The organism is Aeromonas sp. 600886, from assembly GCF_049174935.1.
In the GTDB taxonomy this organism is placed as follows: Bacteria; Pseudomonadota; Gammaproteobacteria; order Enterobacterales; family Aeromonadaceae; genus Aeromonas; species Aeromonas veronii_A.
In genome coordinates, this window is the sequence record NZ_JAAKUB010000023.1 from 1 (window position 1) to 23,512 (window position 23,512).

General features: G+C 61.0%; 22 protein-coding genes. 16 read left to right on the forward strand and 6 right to left on the reverse strand.

The features are described 5' to 3' along the window. Positions 1-242 precede the first annotated feature (242 nt). Positions 243-4,043 (reverse strand): translocation/assembly module TamB domain-containing protein, encoded by a 3,801-nt coding sequence (locus G5179_RS16430; RefSeq protein WP_421258738.1) that lies wholly within the window; start codon positions 4,041-4,043, stop codon positions 243-245. 61 nt (positions 4,044-4,104) lie between these two features. Further along, positions 4,105-5,880, reverse strand: a complete 1,776-nt coding sequence (locus G5179_RS16435) for an autotransporter assembly complex protein TamA (protein ID WP_421258739.1) — start codon at positions 5,878-5,880, stop codon at positions 4,105-4,107. 514 nt (positions 5,881-6,394) lie between these two features. On the opposite strand from G5179_RS16435, the gene G5179_RS16440 reads away from it, so the two are divergent. From G5179_RS16440 to mltB, 10 genes are all read left to right on the forward strand, one after another. Continuing rightward, on the forward strand, positions 6,395-6,769 hold the full coding sequence (locus G5179_RS16440; protein ID WP_005334267.1) for a hypothetical protein: 375 nt from the start codon (positions 6,395-6,397) through the stop codon (positions 6,767-6,769). Between the two features lie 133 nt (positions 6,770-6,902). Continuing rightward, on the forward strand, positions 6,903-7,181 hold the full coding sequence (locus tag G5179_RS16445) for a peptidylprolyl isomerase (RefSeq protein ID WP_005334269.1): 279 nt from the start codon (positions 6,903-6,905) through the stop codon (positions 7,179-7,181). Between the two features lie 179 nt (positions 7,182-7,360). Then, on the forward strand, positions 7,361-8,035 hold the full coding sequence (locus G5179_RS16450) for a DUF1499 domain-containing protein (RefSeq protein ID WP_201951589.1): 675 nt from the start codon (positions 7,361-7,363) through the stop codon (positions 8,033-8,035). A 25-nt stretch (positions 8,036-8,060) separates the two neighbouring features. Continuing rightward, positions 8,061-8,642, forward strand: a complete 582-nt coding sequence (locus G5179_RS16455; protein WP_421258740.1) for a carboxymuconolactone decarboxylase family protein — start codon at positions 8,061-8,063, stop codon at positions 8,640-8,642. After that, a complete protein-coding gene (locus tag G5179_RS16460) occupies positions 8,642-10,795 on the forward strand; it encodes an FAD-dependent oxidoreductase (protein ID WP_421258741.1) in 2,154 nt (717 codons plus the stop codon). The genes G5179_RS16455 and G5179_RS16460 overlap by 1 nt, the downstream gene beginning before the upstream one ends. 17 nt (positions 10,796-10,812) lie before the next feature. Then, positions 10,813-12,009 carry an ABC transporter substrate-binding protein gene (locus G5179_RS16465; protein ID WP_421258742.1) on the forward strand — a complete coding sequence of 399 codons (1,197 nt, stop codon included), beginning with the start codon at positions 10,813-10,815 and terminating at the stop codon, positions 12,007-12,009. A gap of 77 nt (positions 12,010-12,086) precedes the next feature. Beyond that, positions 12,087-13,721: an ABC transporter permease gene (locus G5179_RS16470; RefSeq protein ID WP_421258743.1), complete on the forward strand. Its 1,635-nt coding sequence runs from the start codon at positions 12,087-12,089 to the stop codon at positions 13,719-13,721. 23 nt (positions 13,722-13,744) lie between these two features. Then, a complete protein-coding gene (locus G5179_RS16475) occupies positions 13,745-14,395 on the forward strand; it encodes an ATP-binding cassette domain-containing protein (RefSeq protein WP_421258744.1) in 651 nt (216 codons plus the stop codon). A 14-nt stretch (positions 14,396-14,409) separates the two neighbouring features. Then, positions 14,410-15,024 carry a CDP-alcohol phosphatidyltransferase family protein gene (locus G5179_RS16480; protein WP_421258745.1) on the forward strand — a complete coding sequence of 205 codons (615 nt, stop codon included), beginning with the start codon at positions 14,410-14,412 and terminating at the stop codon, positions 15,022-15,024. Positions 15,025-15,156: 132 nt separating this feature from the next. Continuing rightward, positions 15,157-16,248 (forward strand): lytic murein transglycosylase B, encoded by a 1,092-nt coding sequence (gene mltB / locus G5179_RS16485; protein ID WP_100654094.1) that lies wholly within the window; start codon positions 15,157-15,159, stop codon positions 16,246-16,248. Positions 16,249-16,296: 48 nt separating this feature from the next. Here the strand turns inward: mltB and G5179_RS16490 are convergent, their stop codons facing one another. Continuing rightward, positions 16,297-16,779, reverse strand: coding sequence for a MarR family winged helix-turn-helix transcriptional regulator (locus G5179_RS16490; RefSeq protein WP_005334289.1), 483 nt, complete (start codon positions 16,777-16,779; stop codon positions 16,297-16,299). A gap of 95 nt (positions 16,780-16,874) precedes the next feature. Here G5179_RS16490 and G5179_RS16495 point away from each other — a divergent pair, with 95 nt between their 5' ends. Beyond that, positions 16,875-17,756, forward strand: a complete 882-nt coding sequence (locus G5179_RS16495) for a DMT family transporter (protein WP_107685124.1) — start codon at positions 16,875-16,877, stop codon at positions 17,754-17,756. Between the two features lie 86 nt (positions 17,757-17,842). Here G5179_RS16495 and pgm read toward each other — a convergent pair whose 3' ends face one another. Next, complete coding sequence (pgm, locus tag G5179_RS16500; protein ID WP_021231101.1) at positions 17,843-19,492, reverse strand: phosphoglucomutase (alpha-D-glucose-1,6-bisphosphate-dependent); 1,650 nt, start codon at positions 19,490-19,492, stop codon at positions 17,843-17,845. A 58-nt stretch (positions 19,493-19,550) separates the two neighbouring features. Then, positions 19,551-20,060 carry a replication initiation negative regulator SeqA gene (gene seqA, locus G5179_RS16505; protein ID WP_421258746.1) on the reverse strand — a complete coding sequence of 170 codons (510 nt, stop codon included), beginning with the start codon at positions 20,058-20,060 and terminating at the stop codon, positions 19,551-19,553. Between the two features lie 274 nt (positions 20,061-20,334). On the opposite strand from seqA, the gene G5179_RS16510 reads away from it, so the two are divergent. From G5179_RS16510 to fldA, 4 genes are read left to right on the forward strand one after another with little or no spacing between them, the layout of a single operon-like run. After that, positions 20,335-21,117 (forward strand): alpha/beta fold hydrolase, encoded by a 783-nt coding sequence (locus G5179_RS16510; RefSeq protein WP_421258747.1) that lies wholly within the window; start codon positions 20,335-20,337, stop codon positions 21,115-21,117. A gap of 55 nt (positions 21,118-21,172) precedes the next feature. Next, on the forward strand, positions 21,173-21,394 hold the full coding sequence (locus tag G5179_RS16515; RefSeq protein ID WP_005334296.1) for a DUF2788 domain-containing protein: 222 nt from the start codon (positions 21,173-21,175) through the stop codon (positions 21,392-21,394). A gap of 20 nt (positions 21,395-21,414) precedes the next feature. Then, positions 21,415-21,711, forward strand: coding sequence for a LexA regulated protein (gene ybfE, locus G5179_RS16520; protein WP_005334297.1), 297 nt, complete (start codon positions 21,415-21,417; stop codon positions 21,709-21,711). A gap of 39 nt (positions 21,712-21,750) precedes the next feature. Beyond that, entirely contained in the window at positions 21,751-22,275 is a 525-nt protein-coding gene (gene fldA, locus G5179_RS16525; protein WP_005334298.1) for a flavodoxin FldA, read from the forward strand. Positions 22,276-22,364: 89 nt separating this feature from the next. Here fldA and G5179_RS16530 read toward each other — a convergent pair whose 3' ends face one another. Further along, on the reverse strand, positions 22,365-22,838 hold the full coding sequence (locus tag G5179_RS16530; protein ID WP_180993667.1) for a DUF4442 domain-containing protein: 474 nt from the start codon (positions 22,836-22,838) through the stop codon (positions 22,365-22,367). Positions 22,839-23,080: 242 nt separating this feature from the next. Here G5179_RS16530 and fur point away from each other — a divergent pair, with 242 nt between their 5' ends. Next, positions 23,081-23,509: a ferric iron uptake transcriptional regulator gene (gene fur, locus G5179_RS16535; protein WP_005334301.1), complete on the forward strand. Its 429-nt coding sequence runs from the start codon at positions 23,081-23,083 to the stop codon at positions 23,507-23,509. Positions 23,510-23,512 lie beyond the last annotated feature (3 nt).

Here is a 23,512-nt window from a genome sequence, read left to right on the forward strand (position 1 = left end):
CAAAGGGATCAGACTGTAAATCTGACGGCTCTGCCTTCGAAGGTTCGAATCCTTCTCCCTCCACCATCATTCAGAAAACCCGGCCTAGTGCCGGGTTTTCGCATTTTTGGCCCATCGCAATTCATTCTCCCTCTGCACTGCCAACCTTTATCACGGCTTGCCCGCGGCCGATCGAGCAATACAAAACGGGAGGCCTGCGCCTCCCGTTTAGATTCATATCAGCCCTGTTACGGGATGAAGCGTTACAGAGTAAAGCGATAGAAGATATCGACCGCCTGAGCCACCCCGCTCATCGCCTGCAGATAGAGCCGTGGCAATACCTCGTAGCGCAGCTTGAACTCGGCGATGGGGCTGAAGACCCCGACCCCGTACTGGAACTGCAGGCCCGGCAGCAGATATGCAGACAGAGTCACCTGGGTGTTGTCACCACTGCCCGCCGTATCGAGGGAGACATCGCTCATCCCCAGCGACTCGCCGATGCTCGACACCACACCGTTGGCCTGACTCACCGCACCGGCCACCAGCAGACCGTTGAAACCGCCATCCTCACCGCCGGTCTGCAACCCTTTGCCGCGCAGCAGATAGGAGAGCTGTTCCGACTGCGCCATCTGCGGTTCGGAGTAGACAGTGATCTCAGGCTTGCTGGCAGGGCCGGTCACCCGCACCCCGACCGTCACCTGACCCTCGATGGTATCGGGATCCCGGTTAGCCTCGATGTTGAGGAACGGTCGATCCAGCGGACCGGAGAAGAGGATCCGCCCCTCCTTGATGATGAGGTTCTGACCGTAAGCCTTGAAGCGGCCATTGGTCAGCACCAGCTGGCCGTTGCCTGCCAGCGGCTTCTCGGGATCCTGACGGATATTGAGACCGCCGGAGACATCGGTCTTCAGCCCCATGGCATCAAGCTTCACATCGTTGCCAAGGCGGATCGCCACCTTCATCGCCAGCGGCAGGCTGGCCTGCTTGGGAGCCGGGGGCAGATCGTCATATACCACAGTCACATCGTCGGAGACCGCCACCGCCGAATCCGGCAGGCTCTTGACCAGAATGCGCGCCCAGGGAATATCCACCTGACCGGTAATGCGGGTCTCCTCACCAAGCGACACCGCGATATCGGGCGAGACTCTGACCCGGCCCATGCCCGGATATTGCGCCTCCAGACCCTTGCCCTGAATGGTGAGGCTGCCGCTGACCGGCATCTTGGCCCAGCTGAGCCAGCCGCCCAACGCCAGCGGCCCCTTGCCCACCAGCATGGAGCCATCGAGCTCGGCGCGATTGCCCTCGATCTTGAGGCGGGTCACCAGCTTGGTCAGGGTCACCATATCGGAGTGAGTCTGCACCTCACCGTCACGCAGGTTTAGCTGACCAAACAGCAGGGGCGCTGCCAGGGTGCCGTCGAAACGGGCATCGGCGGAGATGATCCCTTGCAGGGAGCGCACCTCAGGGATGAGCGGCGCAAAGGTATTGAGCTTGAGATCGTCAAACTTGAGCTGACCACCGAGCAGACCGCGACCGGCGGGCTCCCTGATCAGCAGATCGGTATCGATATTGCCGATCTGCTTGGAGGCAAAATCGAGGCGAATGGCCGCCTGCTGCCGCTCGAAATCCAGGGCCAAAGCCAGCTGCTGATAATCAGTCTTGAGACCATCAGCCACAAAAGTGCCCGGCGTGGTGCGCACCACCGCATGCAGGGTCGGCTGATTGCCACGCCAGCTGGCACGGCCATCGGCCGAGAGCATCGCCTGCCAGCGGAAGTTGTCCGGCAACCAGGGGCGTAGCCGCTTGAGATCAAACTCGCTCAGGGCAAACTCCAGAGTGCCCTGTGCAGCGGAGACCTGACTCCCCTTGACACAGAGGCTGGCCCCCTGGGAGCCGAGGCAGATATCCCCCATCGCCAGCCGCTGACGCGGCAGATCGAGATCCAGTGCCCACGGGGAACTCAAGTCCCAACGGCGCAGCGGGGTTTTCAACTGCAACTCGGAGAGCGCCCCGCGCCAGTGATCCCCGCGCACGCCGCCACCCAGTTTGAGGTTGGCCGCAACAGGGTCACCCTTCATGGTCAGGGTCAACAGATGCTGACTGATATCGCCGCTGAGGTTCAGGGCCAGCTGGCTGAGCTTGGTTTCGCCCTGTTTCAGCTGCGCCACCAACAACGCGAGCTCACCGGCCGGTTTGGCACCGATCACCGCATTACCCTTGAGGCTAATGCCCTTCAGGTCGGTGCCGGCATAGTAGAGCCGGTCGGAGACGAGATCCGCATCGATTTTTGGCGTCTGCTGATTGCCACTGACCTTCACCTGTCCCTTGATATCCCCTTTCAGGCCGGGATAGATCCCCCCCAGCTGGGGAGCCTGCAGGTTGGCATCGAGCTTCCATTGGGCAGTGCTGATGCTGCCCTTGGCCTGCAACTGGTTGGGGCCACTTTGCAGCGAGAGCACCGGGATCAGCCACTCCATCTTGTCGTTGCCGCTAAGCTCCCCCTTGAGGGCCAGCGGGTACTGGTTGAGCTTGCCATCCACCTTGAGCTTGGGCAGTTTCAGCTCCCAGTGGCCCGCTTCGTTCATCACGAAGCGGCTCTCCAGCTCACCGGCCAGCGTCCCTTTCAGCTCGGGCAGCAGCTCGGCCGGATTGATCCCCTTGAACAGGGTGGTCCCCTGCCACTCGATCCCCTTGTTCCAGGCGAGCTTGCCATCGAGCTTCAGCTCCCCCTTGAGGGCGTTGAGCTGTAAGGCGATCTTGCTGAGCCGCTCAAGATCCCCCTTCCCGTCCAGCGCGAGCTTGAAGGGGGGGACATCGGTTCCCTTGCCGGAGGTATTGAGGGCAAACTGATAGCCGGAGAGCTTGCCCTTGGCAATCAGGCTCCCTTTGTCCAGCCGATAGCTCGGCTCATCTTTGGCAGGCTTGTGCAACGGCCAGCCGAGGCTCTTCCAGTCGAGGGCCAAATCAAAAGGGAGATCCGGGTCGAGCGAGGCCAGAGAGCCCTTGAGATTGGCGGCGATCGGCCCCTTGGCCGACAACGCCAGCCCCAGCTTGCCGACCGAACCGCTCAGCGCCAGCGTGGCCTGCTCACCCTGCAGCTCGCCATCCAGCAGCCCCTTGCGGGCCTTGGCATCCAGCGTCACCGCCAGCGGGTAGTCGTCACTGAGCTGGATGTGTCCCTTGAGCGCCAGATCGGCCATGGCGTGGCGCAGCGAGAGCTCGCGCACCTCGATGCGATCGTCGGCAGCAGTGGCCGACAGCAGCAGCTTGTCGAGCCCTTCAATCAGCTCGCCCTGCTTATATTGCACCCGGGTCGCGCTGACCCCTTCCAGCTGGATGGGGAAAGGAAGATGAATGGCGGGCAGGAGAATGGGGGCTGCCTTTGCCGTGTTCGCAGCTGGCGTCCCTTTGCCCTGTTTGACGGTCTTGGCGTTGGCCTTGTCGTTGCGCGCCACCGCAGCACCGGCTTGCTTCTCGTTAGCGGCCGGCTGCTTGGCGGATTTGGCTGCGCTGGCGGGTGCCGCGTCATCCAGCGTCACCTTCAGGTTATCGAGCACCGGGCCGCGTACGATCAGCCCCTTGCGGTTGAGGGTGGCGCCGATATCGAGGGATCCCAGCGTCACGGCAACACCGGGCACCGCCAGATCGAGATCGGCCACCTTGAGGCTATCGACCTGGATCTTGAGTGGCAGCGGGTGCCAGACAAAGGGTTCGGAAGGCTCTTCCGGCGCAGGCTCGGAGTCGGCTACCTTGACCACCGGATGGGTCACCACCAGGGATTTTATCCAGAGCTTGCCCTGCAGCAACTTGCCGAGATCCCAGTCGAGCACGGCGCGATCCACCGTGACATCCACCAGCTCATCCTGCCAGCCCACCCCTTCCAGAGTCCAGCCATAGCCAAGCTGGCCCGCCACCAGCTCCCCCTTGAGGGAGGGCAGCGCCGCCCTAGCCTGTTGCCACAGCCACTTGTTGCCCTGATGGGTAAAGCCCAGCAGGCTGACACCGATGAGCAGCAGGAACACCAGCCCCATCAGCCAGAGAAAAATACGTTTTAGCCAGATCACAATGCAGACCCCCGCGCAAGATACAGCCGCAGCGGCCAAAGAAAAAAGCGTTTAGACAACATCATAATTCAGGCCCCAATGCGAAATGCAGCCGCAAGGGCTTGTCCTCCTCCGATACCCCGACCGCCAGATCCAGCCTGACCTGACCGATGGGGGTGACCCAACGCACACCGACGCCGGTACCTATTTTCCAGGGCTCGCTGTAATCGGTGGTGGAGGTGCCGCCATCCACAAACATGGCCCCCAGCCACTTCTCGCTGAAGCGGTAGTTGTATTCCAGACTGGCCACGCTGGTGTAGCGGCCACCAGTCAGCTTGCCATCCGGCCCGGTGGGGGAGATGCTCTCGTAACCAAAACCGCGCACCGTCTGATCGCCACCGGTAAAGAAACGCAAGGACGGCGGCACCAGCGAGAAGCTGTCACCTATGATGGCCCCCTGCTCGGCCCGCATCAGGAATCTGTGGTTATCGCCAAGAGTTCGCAACCACTTGCTGCGCCCCCACACCCGCATAAAGCTGATGTCGGAACCCCATCTGGGGTCGGAGAACTCCAGCGTCAGCTGCTGGCGATCCCCCCAATCGGGCACCAAGGTGCCGCGCACCCGCAGTCGGGACCAGGAGACCCCGGGGATCAGCAGCAAGCTGTTCCCCTCGTCGGCACCCTGGGTATAGATCTCGTTCTCCAGCCGGATAAAGACGTCCCGATCCCAGCTCTCCGGCCGTCGCGTCCAGCGGTGCACACCGATGGTAGTGAGATCGGAGCGGGTATCGTTGTTGTCCTTGTACTGGTAGCCGGTCTGGATGGAGTAGTAGTCCCGCAGCGGGTTGCCCACCGGGATCTGGTAGTCGAAGCTGAGCTCGGCCTCCGGCGCCGACACCTTGGCGGTGGCAAACAGGCGGTGGCCGTAGCGGTTGACCCAGGGCTTCTCCCAGGTGGCACTCATCCGCGGCCCCACGTCGGTGGCGTAACCGATACCGGTCTCGATTTCGTGATCGACCCGGTTATCCAGCGTCACCGCGATGGGCACCCGATAGTTGCTCGCCTCGCTTAATACCGGCTTGATATCGACCTGACGGAACAGCTTGGTGGAGGAGACATCCTGCGACATCTCGGCCAGACGGATGGCGAGATAGGGGTCGCCGCTCTTGATGTTGATAAGCGGGCGGATCAGGTGAAGCGCTTCGGGGGTGGCATCGTAGCGGATCTCGCCAAAACGGTAGCGATGGCCCGATTCGAACAGAATAAAGATCTCCGCCGTCCCCTTGTCCGGGAACACCTTGACCTGACTCTTGCTCAGCTTGGCATCAAAGTAACCGCGGGCCAGCCCGAGGCTGCCCAGATCGGCCTTGATGGATTCATATTTGGCGTGGTTGAGGGGCTCGCCCTCTTTGAGGGGCAACTTGTCCAGCAGGGCGCTGTAAAGCTCGTCGCTGCCCGCATCCCCCTCCAGCAGAATATCGAGGCGGGAGACGATGACCGGCTCCCCCTTGTCCACCTCAATCACCACTTTGGACGGGGTTTTCTTGTCGCGACTCAGGGTGATTTTCGGCTGGTAGTAGCCATAAACCTGCAGCGCCTTTTGCACGCTCTCGGTAATTTTTGCGCGGGCCGGGCGGTATTGCCGCTCCTGATAGACCGGCAGGGAATTGAGGTAGGCTTCAACGTTATCCTTGTTCTCCCCTTTCAACCCCTTGACCTGATAGGTGAGCTTGGCGGCAAACGCGGGCGAAGCCAGCAGCGACAGCAACAGGCCCACCCCTAGTACCCGCAGGCCGCGGCGAAACGCAGGGCCGGACAGTAAACGCCCTGCCAGCAGGGATGAAATGCATCCTGTCAAAGGTCAATATTCCTGAATCTGTGGTGAAGGAAACCAGCGCCCTTTCGGGCCAACCCCGAATGCGGCGCAGCACACCATGCAGTGCATGGCCGTGACACAAAAATGCGCGCCAGAAAAATGGCGAACCTTATCCTAACATAGGCATCGGCCAGCGACAGCGCGGTGCCATTGGCAAATTCGCCATATCTTTTAAGAGGTTGACCACAAATCACACATTTTGGTGACAATTACGACGCCAGCTTTCCCGATGGATGCGAATTGACCTGCCCTGAATAAGGCTCACCCCACCATCAGGCACCATTTGTCACCTCTCCTCCTCTCTTTGCAACCAGAAACCCACCACGACAGAGTTTGTCGGCATCGCCCCACCCTCACCGTTTAACAGGCCCGGCACACCCTAAAGCCCGCCGTAGCGGGTGATTAAGAATTGCTCGTTCAGCGCAATCGAATTATCCCGCTGCCTTTACAGACGTCCCTCCCTCACACTTGAACCATCAACTGAAGGAGACACATCATGCATGCACGTAGCGAACAGATGGCTGACTATATTGCCGATCGTCTCGAGTTCATCACCTTTCTCGCCTGTTGCAGCGCCCTGCTGGCCCTGCTGACCGGCATGAGTGGCCAGCAGGCGCTGGCCTTTACCGCCCTGAACCTGCCGTTTGGCCTCGGCATTTTGCTGGCGATGGCGCTGCTGGCCCCCCTGCCCGTCCACTGGCGGCTGCCGGGCATCACCTTGCTGCTGGCAGGTTGCGCCCTGATGACCCTGCAACTGGGGGGCGAATGGCTCAATCCGCTGGCCATCTGGAGCCTCTACGCCCTGCTCGGGCTGGAGATCATCTGGCAAGCGCGTCCCCGCGCCATGCTGGCCACCCGCGCTCGCCAGTAACAGGGCTGACGATCGCCGGTAAATGGCGGGCTGTGATGGCTGACGCCGGTGGCAAATTGGGGTACTCTTGCGCCCCGATTTGCTACCACCCTTGGCGTTAACAACCTTCGCCATCACTCCCAGGAGCGCCCCGATGAAAAAAGCCTGTGCCCAGCACATTCTGGTCAAGACCGAAAAACAGTGTCTGGAGATCAAGGAGAAGATCGAGAAGGGAGCCGACTTCGGCCAGATGGCCAAGCGCTTCTCCACCTGCGCTTCTGCAAAACGCAGCGGCGATCTGGGGGAGTTCAATAAAGGGGATATGGTCAAGCCCTTCGACGATGCCGTCTTCAAGGGTGAACTGCTCAAGGTGCTGGGGCCGGTGCGCACCAAGTTCGGCTTCCATCTGATCAAAGTGCTCTATCGCAACTAAGTCATCGCAACTGACTATTTTCTCGGTGAAGCTCCCCTCAGGCGGGCTTCACCGACCTCTGCATCCCCCTCGCAAAACAAACCAAAACCACGCCAAAATCTCATCAATTTACTAACGTTATCAGGCAATTAAGTTTATCCTTCTCGGCATTGTCCACATTCGACGATGGATCCCGTGCTATGCCCCGCTCTTGCTTGTGGCCCCTGCTGGCCTGGTTACTCCCGCTCGCTGGCGCCCTCGGCAGCCGCTTTCATCTCTGGCCTTGGTGGATCGGTTTTGCGATCTGTCTCATCGGAGCCCTTGTCTCCCTGATCTTGCTGGTACGCCTGCCCTGGAGCCGTAACCGCTATGCCAGCGGCCTTGGCGCCTTGCCGCTACTGCTGCCCCTGACATTTGTGGCGCAGGCGCTGCGGATGCCGCTGATCAACGATGTGAGCACAGATCCCTACAATCCCCCCCAGCTACGCTGGGCGGCAGAGCTCAGAACGGCGCAGGATCTGCCAATAAATAGCGCACCGCTGAAAGCAGTTGAGGCAAAACCCGGTCCTCTCTTTACCAGGGCCTCTCCTGCCGAAGTGCTGATTGAAGCCAACGAACTGATGCAGGAGCTGGGCTGGCAGGTACGACCCAGCCCGGACGGTCTGGATGCGGTGGTTACCACCGGCTGGTTCGGCTTTCAGGATGATGTGGCGCTGCGGGTCTTTGCCGGCCCCAAAGAGACCCGCATCGATATGCGATCAGCCTCCCGTCAGGGACAAAGCGATCTGGGCACCAACCGGGCGCGGATCGAGGATTTCCTGACCCGCCTGAACGAGCGGTTGGGCCAAGCCTACAAACCCAATTTGAAACCGTAAGTGTGAAACAACAAGAAGGTAACTGATGCGCGTTGAGGTCAAACCCGACCGGGAATATGCCTGGTTTATCCGCCCCTTTTTCTGGCTGCAAAAGCGCAACTATGGTCAGGTGCTTATTCCGGGCAAGTGCTGGGGCCGCTCGCCGCGCCTGTTTGCCGCCGTCGCCACCCTCTACGGGGTCATCAACCGCAAGCGCTCCCCCATCGATTCCGTGCTGCGCTCACTGGTGACGGTGCGGGTCTCCCAGCTCAACTGGTGTCGTTTTTGCGTCGACATCAACGCCATGACCCTGGTAAAGAGAGCTGGCTCCAGCGAGAAGGTGGAGGCGCTGGCCAACTGGCGCGAAAGCCCCTTGTTTGACGAGCGGGAAAAAGCGGTGCTCGACTATACCGAAGCGATGACTGGCCTAGATGGGGTGAGCGATGAGCAGGCGGCCCGCCTCAAACCCTGGTTCGATGACGACGCCATGGTGGAACTGACCGGTCTTATCGCCTTTCAGAACATGTCGGCCAAGTTCAACGCCGCCCTCGATATCGCGCCGCAGGGCTTCTGCCAGCTGCCGGTGCAACCGGAACGCCCCGCCCAGCCAGACAGCAAGGACGCCTGATGAACCGGACCCGCCTGCTGCTTGCACTGGTGATGGGGAGCCTTATCGGCGCCTTTTTTGCCCTCGATCTTGGCCGTTACCTCACTCTGGACGCCTTGCAGACCCAGCAGGCGGCAGTGGCGCAATGGGTCGACAGCCATTTTGTCTCGGCCAGCCTGCTGTTCGTGCTTATCTATGTGCTGAGCACCGCCCTCTCCCTGCCCGGCGCCAGCCTGCTCACCCTGGGTGGCAGCGCGGTGTTTGGTGTCGCCTGGGGGCTGCTGCTGGTCTCCTTTGCCAGCACCATTGGCGCGACCCTGGCTTTTCTCAGCGCCCGCTTTCTGCTGCGCGACTGGGTCGAGCGGCGCTTTGGCGACAAGCTGGCCACCTTTCAGTCCGGCATGGCGAAGGAGGGGGCCTTCTATCTGCTCAGCCTTCGCCTCATCCCCATCTTCCCCTTCTTTCTGGTCAATCTGCTGATGGGGCTCACCCCCATCAGAGTCAGCACCTACTACTGGGTCAGCCAGCTTGGCATGCTGCCCGGCACCTTCGTCTATGTGCTGGCGGGCAGCGAGCTTGGCCAGTTAACCAGCACCGGCAATATCCTCTCCCCCGGCCTGATGATCGCGTTGACCCTGCTGGGGCTGATGCCCTGGCTGGTCAAGAAATTGACCGACAAGCTCGCGCTGCGCCGCTTGCTTTCCCCCTACCGCAAACCCGCTCGCTATGACTACAACCTGCTGGTGATCGGTGCCGGTGCCGGTGGGCTGGTCACCAGCTATATCGCGGCAGCGGTGAAGGCCAAGGTGGCGCTCATCGAGAAGCACAAGATGGGGGGCGATTGCCTCAACAGCGGCTGCGTCCCCTCCAAGGCATTGATCCGAAGCGCCCGCTTTGCCGCAGAGCAGCGTAAAGCCGACGAGCTGGGCTTTAGCCCAAGCCACTCCCGCGCCGATTTTGCCGCCGTGATGGAGCGGGTGGCTGAAGTTATCAAGGAGGTCGAGCCCCACGACTCCATCGAGCGCTATCAGGGGCTTGGGGTGGAGTGCATCGAAGGAGAGGCGCGGCTGGTCTCCCCCTGGGAGGTAGAAGTGAACGGCCAGCGCCTTGCCAGCCGCCATATCGTCATCGCCACCGGCGCTCGGCCGCTGGTGCCCAAGCTGCCGGGGCTGGATCAGGTGCCTTACCTCACCTCGGATAGCCTCTGGCAGCTGCGCACCCCACCGCGCCGCCTGCTGGTGCTGGGCGGCGGCCCTATCGGCTGCGAGCTGGCCCAAAGCTTCGCCCTGCTCGGCATTCCCGTGACCTTGGTGGAACTCTCGGAGCAACTGCTGCCCCGCGAAGAGAGAGAGGTCGCCGATGCTCTGGCCGGGCAGATGAGCCGCGATGGTGTGCAGCTACTCACCGGCTGGCGCGCCGAACGAGCCGACTATCTGCCCGCAGCCGATGGGGATCTCCCCATCCGGCTGCAACTGCGCCGTGGCGATGAGACACAGGTGGTGGAAGGGGATCAACTGCTGCTGGCACTGGGTCGGGTCGCCAATGTGAGCGGCTTCGGGCTCGAGGAGTTGGGGGTCGAGCTTGCCCCCCGCGGCACCATAGCGGTCGATGGCTTCCTCGCCACCAACTTCCCCAGCATACTGGCGGTGGGAGACGTAGCTGGCCCTTACCAGTTCACCCACTTCGCCGCCCATCAGGCCTGGTATGCGGCGGTCAATGCCCTGTTTGGCCAGTTCAAGCGCTTTCAGGCCGACTATCGGGTCATTCCGGCGGCCACCTACACCACGCCGGAGATTGCCCGGGTCGGCCTAAATCGCAAGGAGGCCGAGGCGCAAGGCATTCCCTTCGAGGCGACCCGCTTCGAGCTGGCCGAGCTGGATCGCGCCATCGCCGATGGGGAGCGCCACGGTTTTGTCGAGGTGCTGACCGTGCCGGGCAAAGATACTATCCTTGGCGCCACCATAGTGGGCACTCACGCCGGTGAGCGGATTGCCGAGTTCGTGCTCGCCATGCGTCACCGCCTCGGCCTTGGCAAGATCCTCGGCACCATTCACGCCTACCCCACCCTGATGGAGGGGAACAAATACGTGGCGGGTGAATGGAAACGGGCCCACCAGCCCACCCGGGTGCTGGCGTTGCTGGCCCGTTATCACCGCTGGCGCCGTGGCGCCTGACAATCAGGGAAACGTTTATGCTCAAGCCATTCTCACAACTCAACTCACAGCTCAAACAGCGGCTAAACGCCCTGCTGTGCGCCCTGCCACTGCTGGCCAGCGGCCCGCTGTTAGCCACTCCTGATGACAACTGGCAACGGACCCTTGAGGAGGCGAAGGGGCAAACCGTCTACTTCAACGCCTGGGGCGGCAGCCCGGAGATCAACGCCTATCTGTTGTGGGCCGGGCAGGAGCTGGCGCGCGACTATCAGGTCAAGCTGGTACAGGTAAAGGTGGATGACATCGCCCAGAGCGTCAGCCAGCTGCTGGCCAACAAGCAGGCGGGCAAGCAAACTGGCGGCCCCATCGACCTGCTCTGGGTCAACGGCGAGAACTTCAAGGCGCTCAAGGAGCAGGGGCTGCTCGGCGCCCCCTTTACCGCCGAGCTGCCCAACATGGCGCTGGTAGACAGCACCCTGCCGGTGAGTGAGGACTTCACCCTGCCGGTGGAAGGGCTTGAAGCCCCCTGGGGCATCGGCCAGCTCAATCTGATGGTCGACACCGAAGAGGTCACTAGAGCACCCACCTCGGCAACAGCCCTGCTGGCATGGGCCAAGGCCCATCCCGGTCGCTTCACCTATCCCAAGCCGCCCCAGTTCCATGGCTCCAGTTTTCTCAAGCAGATCCTGCTGGAATTGACGCCAGACCCCGCCCCCCTCTATCGGGAGGCGACCGAGCGCGATTTTGCCCAACTCACCGCCCCGCTCTGGGCCTGGCTCGATGAGCTGCATCCGGCACTCTGGCGCAAGGGCAAGCTGTTCCCCACCAGCGCCGCCGAAACCCGCCAGTTACTCGATGATGGCGAACTGGCCATGGCCATCAGCTTCAATCCGCAGGAGGCGCAGAGCGCCGCCCAGATTGGCGCCCTGCCCCCCAGCGTGGAAGCTATAGCCATGGAGAAAGGGGCGCTCACCAACAGCCATTTTCTCGCCATCCCCTTTAACGCCAGTGCCCGTGCGGGTGCCAAGGTGGTGGCCAACTTCCTGCTGAGCCCGGCGGCGCAGGCGCGCAAGGCCAATCCGGCCTTCTGGGGGGATCCCAGCGTGCTGCGGGCCGATGTGCTGCCTGACTCCGCCAAAGGGCAACCGGCGCTGCGCTTCAAAGCGGTGGCCGAACCTCACCCCAGCTGGCAGCTCAAACTGGAAGCGGCCTGGGCCGAGCGTTACGGTCACTGATGAGTGCCGCTGGTCACCCGCTTTCCCGCTCCCGACCGTGGCGCCGGTTGACACGCCACCCCAGTATGAGTGCGGGGATGGCGGTCATTTATCTGGCGATCTTCGTCATCCCCCTGCTGGCGGGGCTGTGGCAACTGCTGGCGGAGGGGATGGCCGCCTCTCATCTCGCCTTGCTGCTGGCCCAACCCGGTCTTTGGCACTCCGCTGCGCTGAGTCTGTGGATTGGCGCCGCCTCAACCCTCGGTAGTCTGCTGTTGACCGCCCTGCTGCTGGCCCACAGCGACAGCCGGGCTTTCGGGCTGCTCCGTCGTCTGCTCTCGCCCATGCTGGCCATGCCTCACGTCGCCTTTGCCATCGGTTTTGCCTTTCTGCTCGCCCCCTCCGGCTGGCTGCTGCGGCTCGTCTCGCCAGCGCTGGCCGGGTTTGAACTGCCTCCCGATTGGCAGACCATTCGCGACCCTTGGGGGCTCGGGCTGATTGCACTGCTCGTTTTCAAGGAGACCCCCTTTCTGCTGCTGATGGCGATGGCTGCGCAACAACCCATCCAGCTAGCACGCCAGCAGTGGCTGGGGGCGAGCCTCGGCTTCAGCCCCCCCCAGATCTGGTGGCGCCTGCTGCTTCCGGCGCTCTGGCCCGCCATGCGCCTGCCCATCTATGCGGTGGCGGCCTACGGAGTGGCGGTGGTGGATCTCGCCCAGTTGCTCGGGCCCGACGCCCCCGCCCCGCTAGCGGTACGGTTGTGGCTCTGGTATCAGGATCCGGACCTGCTCTGGCGCGGAGCCACCGCCAGCGGCGCCCTGCTTTTGCTCGCCATCACGGCGTTGCTCATCGCTCTGCTCAGATTACTGGAGTGGCTTCATAAAGAGATGGGCAAAGGTTGCTGGCTCGATGGCAAACGAGCGGCGCCCCACTTCTTTGACAACCGGCTCGCAGCAGGCTCTGCATTCACTCTGATCACCCTCAATCTGGCGGTGCTGGCGGCGCTGCTGCTCTGGTCGCTGGCGCGCCGCTGGCCCTTTCCCGCCCTCTGGCCCAGTCAGTGGAGTGGTCACTACTGGCTGGATCTGCTGCCAACCCTGCTGCCGCTGCTGGCAACCAGCGCACTGCTGGCATTGGCGAGCGGCTTGCTGGCACTGGGAATGGCGGTGTGCAGTCTGGAGGCGCAAGCCGGGCGCCGCCCCTGGCCGCTCTGGCTTATCTGCCTGCCGCTGTTGCTGCCACAAGCGAGCCTGCTGTTTGGTATCCGGCTCGGGGTGGACTGGCTTGCACATGGTTCGATAAGCAGCGGCATTGGCTGGGGCTGGGTGCTCTGGAGCCAGCTGTTGTTTGTCTTTCCCTATGTCTATTTGTGTCTGCACGGCCCCTATCGCCAGTTCGATCCACGGATCACCCAGAGCGCCCTGCTGCTGGGGGCAACGCCATGGCGAGCCTGGTGGCAAGTGAAAGCGCCGCTGCTGGCGCGCCCGCTGCTGTTTGCCTTCGGCGTCGGGGCGGCGGTGAGTCTGGCCCAGTATCTGCCAACCCTGTTGTTTGGGGCTGGCAGAGTGGTCACCATCACCACCGAAGCGGTGGCCATCGGCAGCGGCCTCAACAGACGGCTGGCGGGACTCTACGGCCTGCTGCAACTGCTGCTGCCGCTCATTATCTATCTGCTGGCGCTCTGGTTACCGGCGCGGATCAATCCGGCGCTCAAGGGGGGCGGCTCACGATGAACTCTGATGATGGAAACAGCCATATGCTGAGCACCACGCCTCTTCGGCTTTACCTTGATGAAAAACTGCTGCTTTCGCTGCCCCCCCTGCAGGTGGCCCCCGGCGAGGTATTGACCCTGATGGGGCCAAGCGGCTGCGGTAAAAGCTCCCTGCTGGCAGGGCTGGCAGGAGTACTGCCCGGCGCGCAGACAGGAAATGGCCCGATCCGGCTGGAGGGAGAGATAAGGCTCGGCGAGCGGCTACTCAACGCCCTACCGCCGCAGGCGCGGCGCATCGGCATGCTATTTCAGGATGACCTGCTGTTCGACCATCTGACGGTGGCGGAGAACCTGATGTTCGGCATGCCAGCGAGCATCAAGGGAAAACGCGCGCGGCGGGAAAAGGCACTGACAGCGTTAACGCAGGTCGCGCTGGCGGATCAGGCTGACAAGCTGCCGCAGTTGCTATCAGGGGGTCAGCGGGCGCGGGTCAGTCTGCTGCGGGCGCTGTTGGCGGAACCCGACGCCCTGCTGCTGGACGAGCCCTTCTCCCGCCTCGACAAGCCGCTGCGGGCCGCCTTTCGCGAGCTGGTGTTCGCGCAGATCAAGGCGCTGGCCATCCCTGCCATCCTGGTGACCCACGATGCGGAAGACGCGCCGGGCACCATACTCAACCTCACCGAATCCTGTTTTTAACCGAGGAGTTCACCTTGTTTGACCGCCACCTGATCCCCGTGATCCGCAGCCCTCTCACCCAGCTTGCCAAACCGCTCTGCCGTGCCGGGGTCAGTGCCAATCAGGTAAGCCTCACCGGTTTTGCCATCGGCATGCTGGCGCTGCCGCTGCTGGCCTTTGGCTGCTATCCGTGGGCGCTGGCGGCCATCCTGCTCAACCGGCTGCTGGACGGGCTCGATGGCGCCGTGGCGCGGGAAACCGGCATCACCGACTGCGGCGGCTTTCTCGACATCACGCTGGATTTTATCTTCTACGCCGCCGTGGTGCTGGGCTTTGCCCTCGCCGCCCCCGCCAATCCACTACCCGCCGCCACCCTGCTGTTTGCCTTTATGGGCACAGGGTCGAGCTTTCTGGCGTTTGCCATCATGGCGGGCAAGCGGGGGATCGACAATCCGGTCTACCACCACAAATCCCTCTACTATCTGGGCGGCCTCACCGAGGGGAGCGAAACCATCGCCCTCTTTGTGCTGATGTGCCTGTGGCCAGCCGCCTTCGCCCCGCTCGCCTACGGCTTTGCCCTGCTCTGCGCCATCACCACCCTGACCCGGCTCTGGAGCGGTTACCACACCCTGCGTCCCCCCCAGCCCTAAACTGCACAACCCTCACAGAAGGGCTAATCCATCGCACGATGAATTGGCGGCAAACAAGGCGCACGGAACACTTGCACGGGGATGGCAATGTTTTACCATGACGACACTTTTATCAGTCTCTTTGAGAACCCTATGCGTCGCCTTGCCTCTCTTCTCACTCTGTCATTATTCCCCCTGCTCGGTGGCTGCAGCAGCGCCCCAGCACCAAAACCCGTGGTCGTCCCCCAGCCCAAGAGCGCCTTTATCAATCAGGCGCCATCGAGCAAACCCGTTTATACACAAGGGGTTAGCAAGGGGGACTTCGCCAATCGCCCCAACGTGGACCGGTTCGTCCAGAAAATGGTCGAGAAGCACGGTTTTGACAACGCCCAGCTGCATCAGGTGCTGGCACAGGCAGAGCGTTACGACTGGATCATCCGCCTGATGGATGCCCAGGCGCCGACTACCGCCAAGCCCACCGGCCCGACCGGCGCCTGGAACCGCTATCGTGCCAAGTTCATCACCCCAGACAACGTACAGAACGGCGTCAACTTCTGGCGTGAATACGCAAGCGAGCTGAACCGGGCGGAGCAGATCTACGGGGTGCCGCCGGAGATCATCGTCGGCATTATCGGGGTGGAGACCCGCTGGGGCCGGGTGATGGGTAAGACCCGCATTCTGGATGCGCTGGCCACCCTGGCATTTGATTATCCGCGCCGCGCCGAATTCTTCACGAGCGAATTGGAAGCCTTCCTGGTGATGACCCGCGACGAGGGGATGGATCCCACCGAACCAAAGGGCTCCTATGCAGGCGCCATGGGCTATGGCCAGTTTATGCCCTCCAGCTTCCAGCGCTATGCGGTGGACTTTGACGGCAACGGCCACACCAACCTGTGGGATCCGGTGGATGCCATCGGCAGCGTCGCCAACTACTTCAAGGCCCATGGCTGGGAGAAAGGGCAACCGGTGGCGGTGCGTGGTCAGGGCCAACTGCCCGGCTATGAGCATGGCTTCCAGACCCGCTACCCGGTCGCCACCCTGCGCCGCGCAGGGCTGACCCCCACCAGCAGCCTGGGCAACCACAGCGAGTCGAGCCTGCTGCGCCTCGATGTCGGCACCGGCTACCAATACTGGTACGGTCTGCCCAACTTCTACACCATCACCCGCTATAACCACAGCACCCACTACGCCATGGCAGTGTGGCAGCTGGGGCTGGCGGTGAAAGAGGCCAAAGGCGGTTACTGAGTCAGGTACTGATTTGCCAACAAAAACGGGCCTGCTGGCCCGTTTTTGTTACTCGTTTTCCAGCAACCAGCGTTTGAGCAGTGCCGCTAACTGAGCCTGCTCCGCCTCAGTCAGTGGCGCCAACAGGCGACGCTCGTTGGCCACGTGCAGCTCAACCGCTCGGTCGATAAGCGCTTTGCCCGATTCGGTGAGGCAGACCAGCAGGCTGCGCCGATCGCTGGGCGCCGCTTGCCGCTCTATCAGTCCCCGCTCGGCCAGCTTGTCGAGCCGGGCCGTCATGGCACCCGAACTCAACATGGCCGATTGGTAGAGCACTGTCGGCGTCAGTGGCTCACCCGACCGACGCAGGGTCGCCAAAATGTCGAAGTCCGTGCCAAGCAGGCCGCACTCCTTGAGCTCTTCACTCACCTCACGACCGGCAATTGCCGCCATTCGGGCTACCCGACCCAGCACCCCCATAGGAGAACAGTCGAGATCCGGTCGCTGCCGGGCCCACTGAGCCAGCAGCAGGTCTACATGATCTGATTCCATCGCCAACTACTTATCTTTATATCGAGATACTTGATGATAAATCAATTTGGCGCTAATTTATCTTCACTTAAAGATACTTTGCGAAGAGATAAATAATGCCAATGCTGATCGCCTTGCTGGCTCCACTGCTGTGGGGCAGCACCTATGCTGTCGTCAGCCTCTACCTGACTGACTACTCACCCTACTGGGTTGCCGTATGGCGAGCACTGCCTGCCGGGCTGCTCTTGTTACTGTTACATCCGCGCATGCCGCCTCTGTCCTGGGGCAAGCAGTTCCTGTTGGCGTTTTGCAACATTGCCGCCTTCTTCGCTTTGCTGTTTGTGGCGGCCTTCCGGCTGCCGGGGGCAGTAGCAGGTACACTTGGTGCCACCCTGCCGCTGGTGCTGATGCTACTGGCCTGGTTGCAAGATGGCACACGACCAAGCCTGAAATGGCTACTGCTGGGATTGATGGGGCTGGCTGGGGTATTACTGTTGCTCAACCCCTCTGCCAATCTGGATCCTGTCGGAGTTGCATGCGCCATGCTGGCCACAGTGCTGATCGGCCAATCCAGCCGCTGGATGCGCCACTGGCCAGTAAACGATCTGCTGGCGCTGACCGCCTGGCAATTGCTGCTTGGGGGCTTGATGCTGATCCCGCTCGCCTGGTGGCTAGCTGGCCCAATGCCGTTACCGGATCCGGCCAGTGTGCCGGGATTGCTCTGGTTGATCCTGCTCAACACCGCGCTGGGCTACTGGGCCTGGTTGTGGGGATTAAAGCACCACGGCCCAGAGGTGATGGGCATGCTGGCCCTCACCAATCCCATGATGGCTGTGTCGCTTGGGGTATTGATGGTGGGTGAAACCCTGGATGTCAGCCAGTGGATCGGCATCGGGGTGATCCTGCTCTCACTGTTCCTGATGAAGCTGCCAGCACGCCCCTTCTTCAAACGTTGGCAAGCCCGCCGAGCGAGTACAGGGATCTGTAACGAGGCGTAAACACCAGACCACCTCAATCCGCGCATAAACAAGAGGAGCCATTGCGGCTCCTCTTTTTAGTCAGCGGTCAGCGACTGGAGGGTGGCTTATACACCTGCCTTGGCCAGCGCAGCAGAGACGATCTGCTGGGCCTCTTGCTGGATGAGGTCGAGGTGCGCGTCGCCCTTGAAGCTCTCCATATAGATCTTGTAGATGGACTCGGTGCCGGAGGGGCGCGCCGCGAACCAGCCGTTCTCGGTCACCACCTTGAGGCCGCCGATGGCGGCATCGTTGCCCGGTGCCTTGGTCAGCTTGGCGATGATGGGCTCACCCGCCAGAGTTGAGGCTTCCACCAGAGCAGGATCCAGCTTGGAGAGCACCGCTTTCTGGGCGCTGTTGGCCGGGGCGTCGATGCGACGATAGCTGGAGCGGCCGAACTTGGCTTCCAGTGCGTCGTAGTGGGCTTGCGGATCCTTGCCGGTCACCGCCAGAATTTCCGCCGCCAGCAGCGCCAGAATGAAACCATCCTTGTCGGTGGTCCAGACGGTGCCATCTTTGCGCAGGAAGGAGGCGCCAGCGCTCTCCTCGCCGCCAAAGCCGAACTCGCCGCTGTAGAGGCCATCCACGAACCACTTGAAGCCGACCGGCACCTCTTTCAGGGTGCGGCCAATCTCGCCGGCAACCCGGTCGATCATCGAGGAGGAGACCAGCGTCTTGCCGACGGCCGCATCCGCAGACCAGCCGGTACGATGGGTAAACAGATACTGGATCGCCACCGCCAGATAGTGGTTCGGGTTCATCAGGCCTGACTTGGTGACGATGCCGTGACGGTCGTAGTCAGGGTCATTGCCAAGGGCGATGTCGAACTTGTCCTTGAGCGCGATCAGGCTCGCCATGGCGAACGGGCTGGAGCAGTCCATCCGGATCTTGCCGTCTTTATCCAGGGTCATGAAGGAGAAGGTCGGGTCGACCTTGTAGTTCACCACCTCGATATTCAGGCCGTAGGTCTTGGCGATGACGTCCCAGTAGGCGACACCGGAGCCGCCCAGCGGATCGACACCGATCTTGATGCCCGCGTTCTTGATGGCATCCATGTCCAGCACGTTCTTCAGATCATCCACATAGGGGGTGACATAGTCGTGCTCGACCACGAACGGGCTCTTGAGCGCTTCGGCGAACGGCATCCGTTTCACGCCAGCCAGACCCGCTTCCAGAATCGCGTTGGCACGGTCCTCCACCCACTTGGTGATCTCCCCTTCGGCGGGGCCACCGTGAGGCGGGTTGTACTTGAAGCCACCATCTTCCGGCGGGTTGTGGGACGGAGTGATCACCACGCCGTCAGCACGGGCAGCCGGTTTGCCTGCATTGTGGCGCAAGATGGCGTGAGAGATGACCGGGGTCGGGGTAAAGCCGAGGCCAGCCTGAATGCGGGTTTCAACGCCGTTGGCGGCCAGCACTTCGACGGCGCTGGCAAAGGCGGATTCAGACAGGGCGTGGGTATCCATGCCGACAAACAGCGGGCCAGTGATGCCGGCCTGCTGGCGATACTCCACCAGGGCCTGGGTCACCGCCAGAATATGGGATTCGGTAAAGGCGCTGTGCAGGGCGCTGCCACGGTGGCCGGAGGTACCAAAGGCCACCCGCTGCTCGGGGCGGCTCATGTCCGGCTTGTTGAGGTAGTAGGCGCTGACCAGACGGGGAATGTTGGTCAGGTCGCTTAAACGGGCCGGCTGACCGGCGTGGGAATGCTGAGCCATGGCGTTTTCCTTGCGTAATGGCGGCCTTGCCGGGCAAGGCCTGAGTCTTGAAAAACCGTTAGATTGCGCCGCACACCTGCGCGATCACCTCGTCGCCGTAACCCATGCTGCTCATCAGCTGGGCCACCATGTTCTGCTTGCGACTGGTGTTGGTGTTGGTGATTACCCAGAACGGGGTTTCCGGTACCGGCTTGGGCTTGGTGGTGCTGCCACTGGCACGCAGAGCCTCGGGATCCTGCGAGAAGTAGACGCGCTTGCGCCCCTTGATTTCGGTGGCTTGGGTAAAGCCTTCCGGGTTATCCCGGTAGAGGGTACTCAGCACCAGCATAAAGCGGTTGATGGACTTCTCTTCTTTTTGCAGCTCACCGGAATCGAGCAGGGCTTGCAGCCCTTGTCGGGTGGCTACCGCACTGGGCTGCGCGACGGCAACGGGCTCGGCAACCGGCACACCTTGGTGAGCAGGCTGTTCCAGCAGACGGCGCAGGATATCGGAGGCACTCTCACCGATGTGCCGGGTCTGGCTGGCGATATAGAAGTAGAGATCGTCATCAAGCTCGATGGTTTTCATAGGGATGCGCTGGACTCGTCGAAATTCGGATGCGGCGATTATACATAGGCAAACCCGACAGCCCAAGCAAGGGGCTGGCAGATGTACATGAATCTCATCGAGAATACGGCATAATAGCAGGCCAAGTGTGTGATCAGACGCACTGATAGCCGATCCGGACGGGATTTTTTAGAAAAAAAACCACATGAAATCCCAATCTATTGGACGAAATCCTTTTCTTTCCAGTGCGTTAAATAAAACAGTGATACGCACCCACGACCGACAAGGTGTCATTTTGCAACAAAACAGCATATTGAACTTCAAGGAGCAGGGTCAGGGCCCGGCGGTCATTCTGATCCACGGCCTGTTTGGCAGCCTCGACAACCTCGGCCTGCTGGCCCGTGCTCTCTGTGAACAGTACCGGGTCATCAGCGTCGATCTGCGCAACCACGGTGCCTCCTTTCATAGCAGCGAGATGAGCTATCCGGCCCAAGCAGCCGATATCCTGACCCTGATGGATCGGCTGAATATTGCCGAAGCGACCCTGATTGGCCACTCGATGGGCGGCAAGGTGGCGATGCAGGTCGCCAAGCTGGCGCCTGAGCGGGTGACCAAGCTGGTAGTGGCCGACATGGCGCCAGTCGCCTATCCCCATTCCCGCCACCAGAATGTGTTCGCCGGACTCAACGCCACACTGCGCACGCCGCCGCAAAGCCGCAGTGAAGCGGAAGCCATGCTGGCGCAGCACATCGAGATCGCCGGGGTACGCCAGTTCCTGCTCAAATCCTTCGCCAGAGGCGAGCATGGCTGGGGGTGGCGCTTCAATGTGCCCGCCCTTGAGCAAAACTACGCCAACATCATGGGCTGGCCAGAGGATGACCGCCGCTTCGAGGGGCCGGTGCTCTTTATCAAGGGGGGGGATTCTGACTATATGCAGCCCCAATACAGCGAGACGGCACTGGCCCAATTCCCGGCGGCAAAGGTGCGTGTCATCGCGGGTACCGGCCACTGGCTGCATGCGGAAAAACCGGCTCTGTTCAACAAATTGGTTGTGGATTTCCTGTCGACAGGCGGTTAACAGTTTCAAATCCTTTGTGATATAGTGCGCCGGTCATAAGGAGTGTGCGCAATCCATGCTAAGTGAACATATCGACCTGATCGAAAGTTTGGGCCTCAAGTTATTCTTTGTGGCCATTTTCATATTGATTGGCCTGGCCATTCAGGACGTGCTCAAGCGCGGCAACGTGCCCCGTTTCGGTCGTTTTATCGTCTGGTTGGTACTGTTTCTGGGTTGTGCGGGTTTTGTCGCCAAGGGGCTGATCGAACTGGGCTGGGAAGGCTCAGGACTCGGCTAACTTATTTTCATCTGTGATGTATGGCCAAACAGCAAACTGATCGAACAACACTGGATCTGTTCGCAAATGAGAAGCGCCCCGGCAGGCCAAAGACCAATCCACTCCCCCGCGAGACCCAGCTCAAGATCAACAAGCGTAACCAGCTTAAGCGCGATCGGGAAAATGGGCTGAAGCGGGTAGAGTTAAAGGTGGAGGCCGAGTTGCTGGAGCGCCTGAACCAACTTGCGTTACAACAGAACATCAGCCGAGCCGAGCTGATCCAATCTATCCTGAAACAACAGATTGAGTCCGCCTTTGCGGTGGACATTGCAGTCTGAGCGTTGAGCATTAACACCAAATACGGGTAACTAAACACTATGGCAAGTGTAGGTCTGTTTTTTGGCAGCGATACCGGTAACACCGAAGCTGTCGCCAAGATGATCCAGAAAGAGCTGGGCAAAAACCTGATTGAAGTCCGTGACATCGCCAAGAGCAGCAAGGCCGACATCGAGAGCTTTGATCTGCTGATGTTCGGCATCCCGACTTGGTACTACGGCGAAGCCCAGGCCGACTGGGACGACTTCTTCCCCGATCTGGGCGAAATCGACTTCACCAACAAGCTGGTCGCCATCTTCGGTTGCGGTGATCAGGAAGACTATTCCGAATACTTCCTCGACGCCATGGGCACCCTGCGTGACATCGTCGAAGCCAAAGGCGCCATCATCATCGGTCACTGGCCGACTGCAGGCTACGAGTTCGAAGCCTCCAAGGCACTGGTCGATGACAAGCACTTTGTCGGTCTGGGTATCGATGAAGATCGCCAGCCGGAGCTGACCGCCGAGCGCGTCAAGGGCTGGTGCAAGCAGTTGCACGAAGAGATGTGCCTGGGCGAACTGGAGTAATCCGCTTCCCCTCATACCTCTGACAACAAGGGCCCTGACGGGCCCTTGTTGTATCTGCAAGTGGCGATGCCTGCCTTCATTCTCCCCTGTTATTCACCTCTGTGCTCCGGTTTGGCTCGCACATAGAGGGTGCGCTTGACCTGCGCCACCAGCTCGCCGCTCTTGTCCTGTACCGTAACCTCGAATTCGGGGAAGTGTTTGTTGCCACCTTCGGTCGCCGCCATGATTTCGGTCAACTTGCCCTCGGTCAGGTTGAACTCGGCCACCAGCTTGCCCTTGCCGGGCTTGATGTAGTTGATGCTGCCCGCCTTATCCCAGACGTAGTAGCGATTCTTGAAGTAGCCCATCAGCATCAGTGGATAGATGGGGTCCGTCATGGCAAACATGCTGCCGCCAAACTGGGTGCGGTTGGCGTTCTTGTTCCACCAGCGGGATTTGAGGGTCACCCGGCAGTAGCGAAAGTCATCGCTCAGGGTCTCTATCTTGATACCGGCACCCCAGAAAGGGGGCCAGGCGTTGAGTGCGCGGCGCACCCAGGCCGCATTGTCAAAAAGCCAATCCATGGATCTCATCCGACCAGAAATATGAAAGTTACATCTTATCAACATCTGCCATGCCAGCAAGTCGGACGACACGATTGATTATTTCAATCCAACCGGCCATTTATGGCTAAACCCCTTGAATTGCTGGGTTTATTTTTAGGGAGGCTACGACCTATAATGACAGGCCAAGCGAGTTCAAGGTTGCCATTCCTGCGGCAGTCCATCAGAATAACCCCACCTTCGAGAATGCGAATAAGTAGAATATGGCAGACAACAACCAAGCGTTAAAAAAGGCCGGGCTCAAGATCACCTTGCCCCGGGTCAAAATCCTGGAAATCCTGCAACAGCCGGATTGCCAGCACACCAGCGCCGAAGATCTCTATAAACGACTGATCGACCTGGGTGAAGAGATTGGTCTCGCTACCGTCTATCGCGTTCTCAACCAGTTTGATGATGCCGGTATCGTTACCCGTCACCACTTCGAAGGTGGCAAGTCGGTATTCGAGCTGGCCACTCAGGAGCACCACGACCACCTGGTTTGCCTTGACTGCGGCAAGGTGATCGAGTTCTCCGACGAAGTGATCGAACAGCGTCAGCGCGAGATCGCCAAGAAATTCAATATCCGTCTCACCAACCACAGCCTCTACCTCTACGGTCACTGTGCTACCGGTGAGTGCAAGCACGACGAATAAGTC

Excerpts from the sequence above, each read along its gene's own strand:
- G5179_RS16440 (WP_005334267.1), top strand. The coding sequence starts at position 6,395 with ATGCATGCACGTAGCGAACAGATGGCTGACTATATTGCCGATCGTCTC.
- G5179_RS16445 (WP_005334269.1), top strand. The coding sequence starts at position 6,903 with ATGAAAAAAGCCTGTGCCCAGCACATTCTGGTCAAGACCGAAAAACAG.
- G5179_RS16450 (WP_201951589.1), top strand. The coding sequence starts at position 7,361 with ATGCCCCGCTCTTGCTTGTGGCCCCTGCTGGCCTGGTTACTCCCGCTC.
- G5179_RS16455 (WP_421258740.1), top strand. The coding sequence starts at position 8,061 with ATGCGCGTTGAGGTCAAACCCGACCGGGAATATGCCTGGTTTATCCGC.
- G5179_RS16460 (WP_421258741.1), top strand. The coding sequence starts at position 8,642 with ATGAACCGGACCCGCCTGCTGCTTGCACTGGTGATGGGGAGCCTTATC.
- G5179_RS16465 (WP_421258742.1), top strand. The coding sequence starts at position 10,813 with ATGCTCAAGCCATTCTCACAACTCAACTCACAGCTCAAACAGCGGCTA.
- G5179_RS16470 (WP_421258743.1), top strand. The coding sequence starts at position 12,087 with ATGGCGGTCATTTATCTGGCGATCTTCGTCATCCCCCTGCTGGCGGGG.
- G5179_RS16475 (WP_421258744.1), top strand. The coding sequence starts at position 13,745 with ATGCTGAGCACCACGCCTCTTCGGCTTTACCTTGATGAAAAACTGCTG.
- mltB (WP_100654094.1), top strand. The coding sequence starts at position 15,157 with ATGCGTCGCCTTGCCTCTCTTCTCACTCTGTCATTATTCCCCCTGCTC.
- G5179_RS16490 (WP_005334289.1), bottom strand. The coding sequence starts at position 16,779 with ATGGAATCAGATCATGTAGACCTGCTGCTGGCTCAGTGGGCCCGGCAG.
- G5179_RS16495 (WP_107685124.1), top strand. The coding sequence starts at position 16,875 with ATGCCAATGCTGATCGCCTTGCTGGCTCCACTGCTGTGGGGCAGCACC.
- pgm (WP_021231101.1), bottom strand. The coding sequence starts at position 19,492 with ATGGCTCAGCATTCCCACGCCGGTCAGCCGGCCCGTTTAAGCGACCTG.
- seqA (WP_421258746.1), bottom strand. The coding sequence starts at position 20,060 with ATGAAAACCATCGAGCTTGATGACGATCTCTACTTCTATATCGCCAGC.
- G5179_RS16515 (WP_005334296.1), top strand. The coding sequence starts at position 21,173 with ATGCTAAGTGAACATATCGACCTGATCGAAAGTTTGGGCCTCAAGTTA.
- ybfE (WP_005334297.1), top strand. The coding sequence starts at position 21,415 with ATGGCCAAACAGCAAACTGATCGAACAACACTGGATCTGTTCGCAAAT.
- fldA (WP_005334298.1), top strand. The coding sequence starts at position 21,751 with ATGGCAAGTGTAGGTCTGTTTTTTGGCAGCGATACCGGTAACACCGAA.
- G5179_RS16530 (WP_180993667.1), bottom strand. The coding sequence starts at position 22,838 with ATGGATTGGCTTTTTGACAATGCGGCCTGGGTGCGCCGCGCACTCAAC.
- fur (WP_005334301.1), top strand. The coding sequence starts at position 23,081 with ATGGCAGACAACAACCAAGCGTTAAAAAAGGCCGGGCTCAAGATCACC.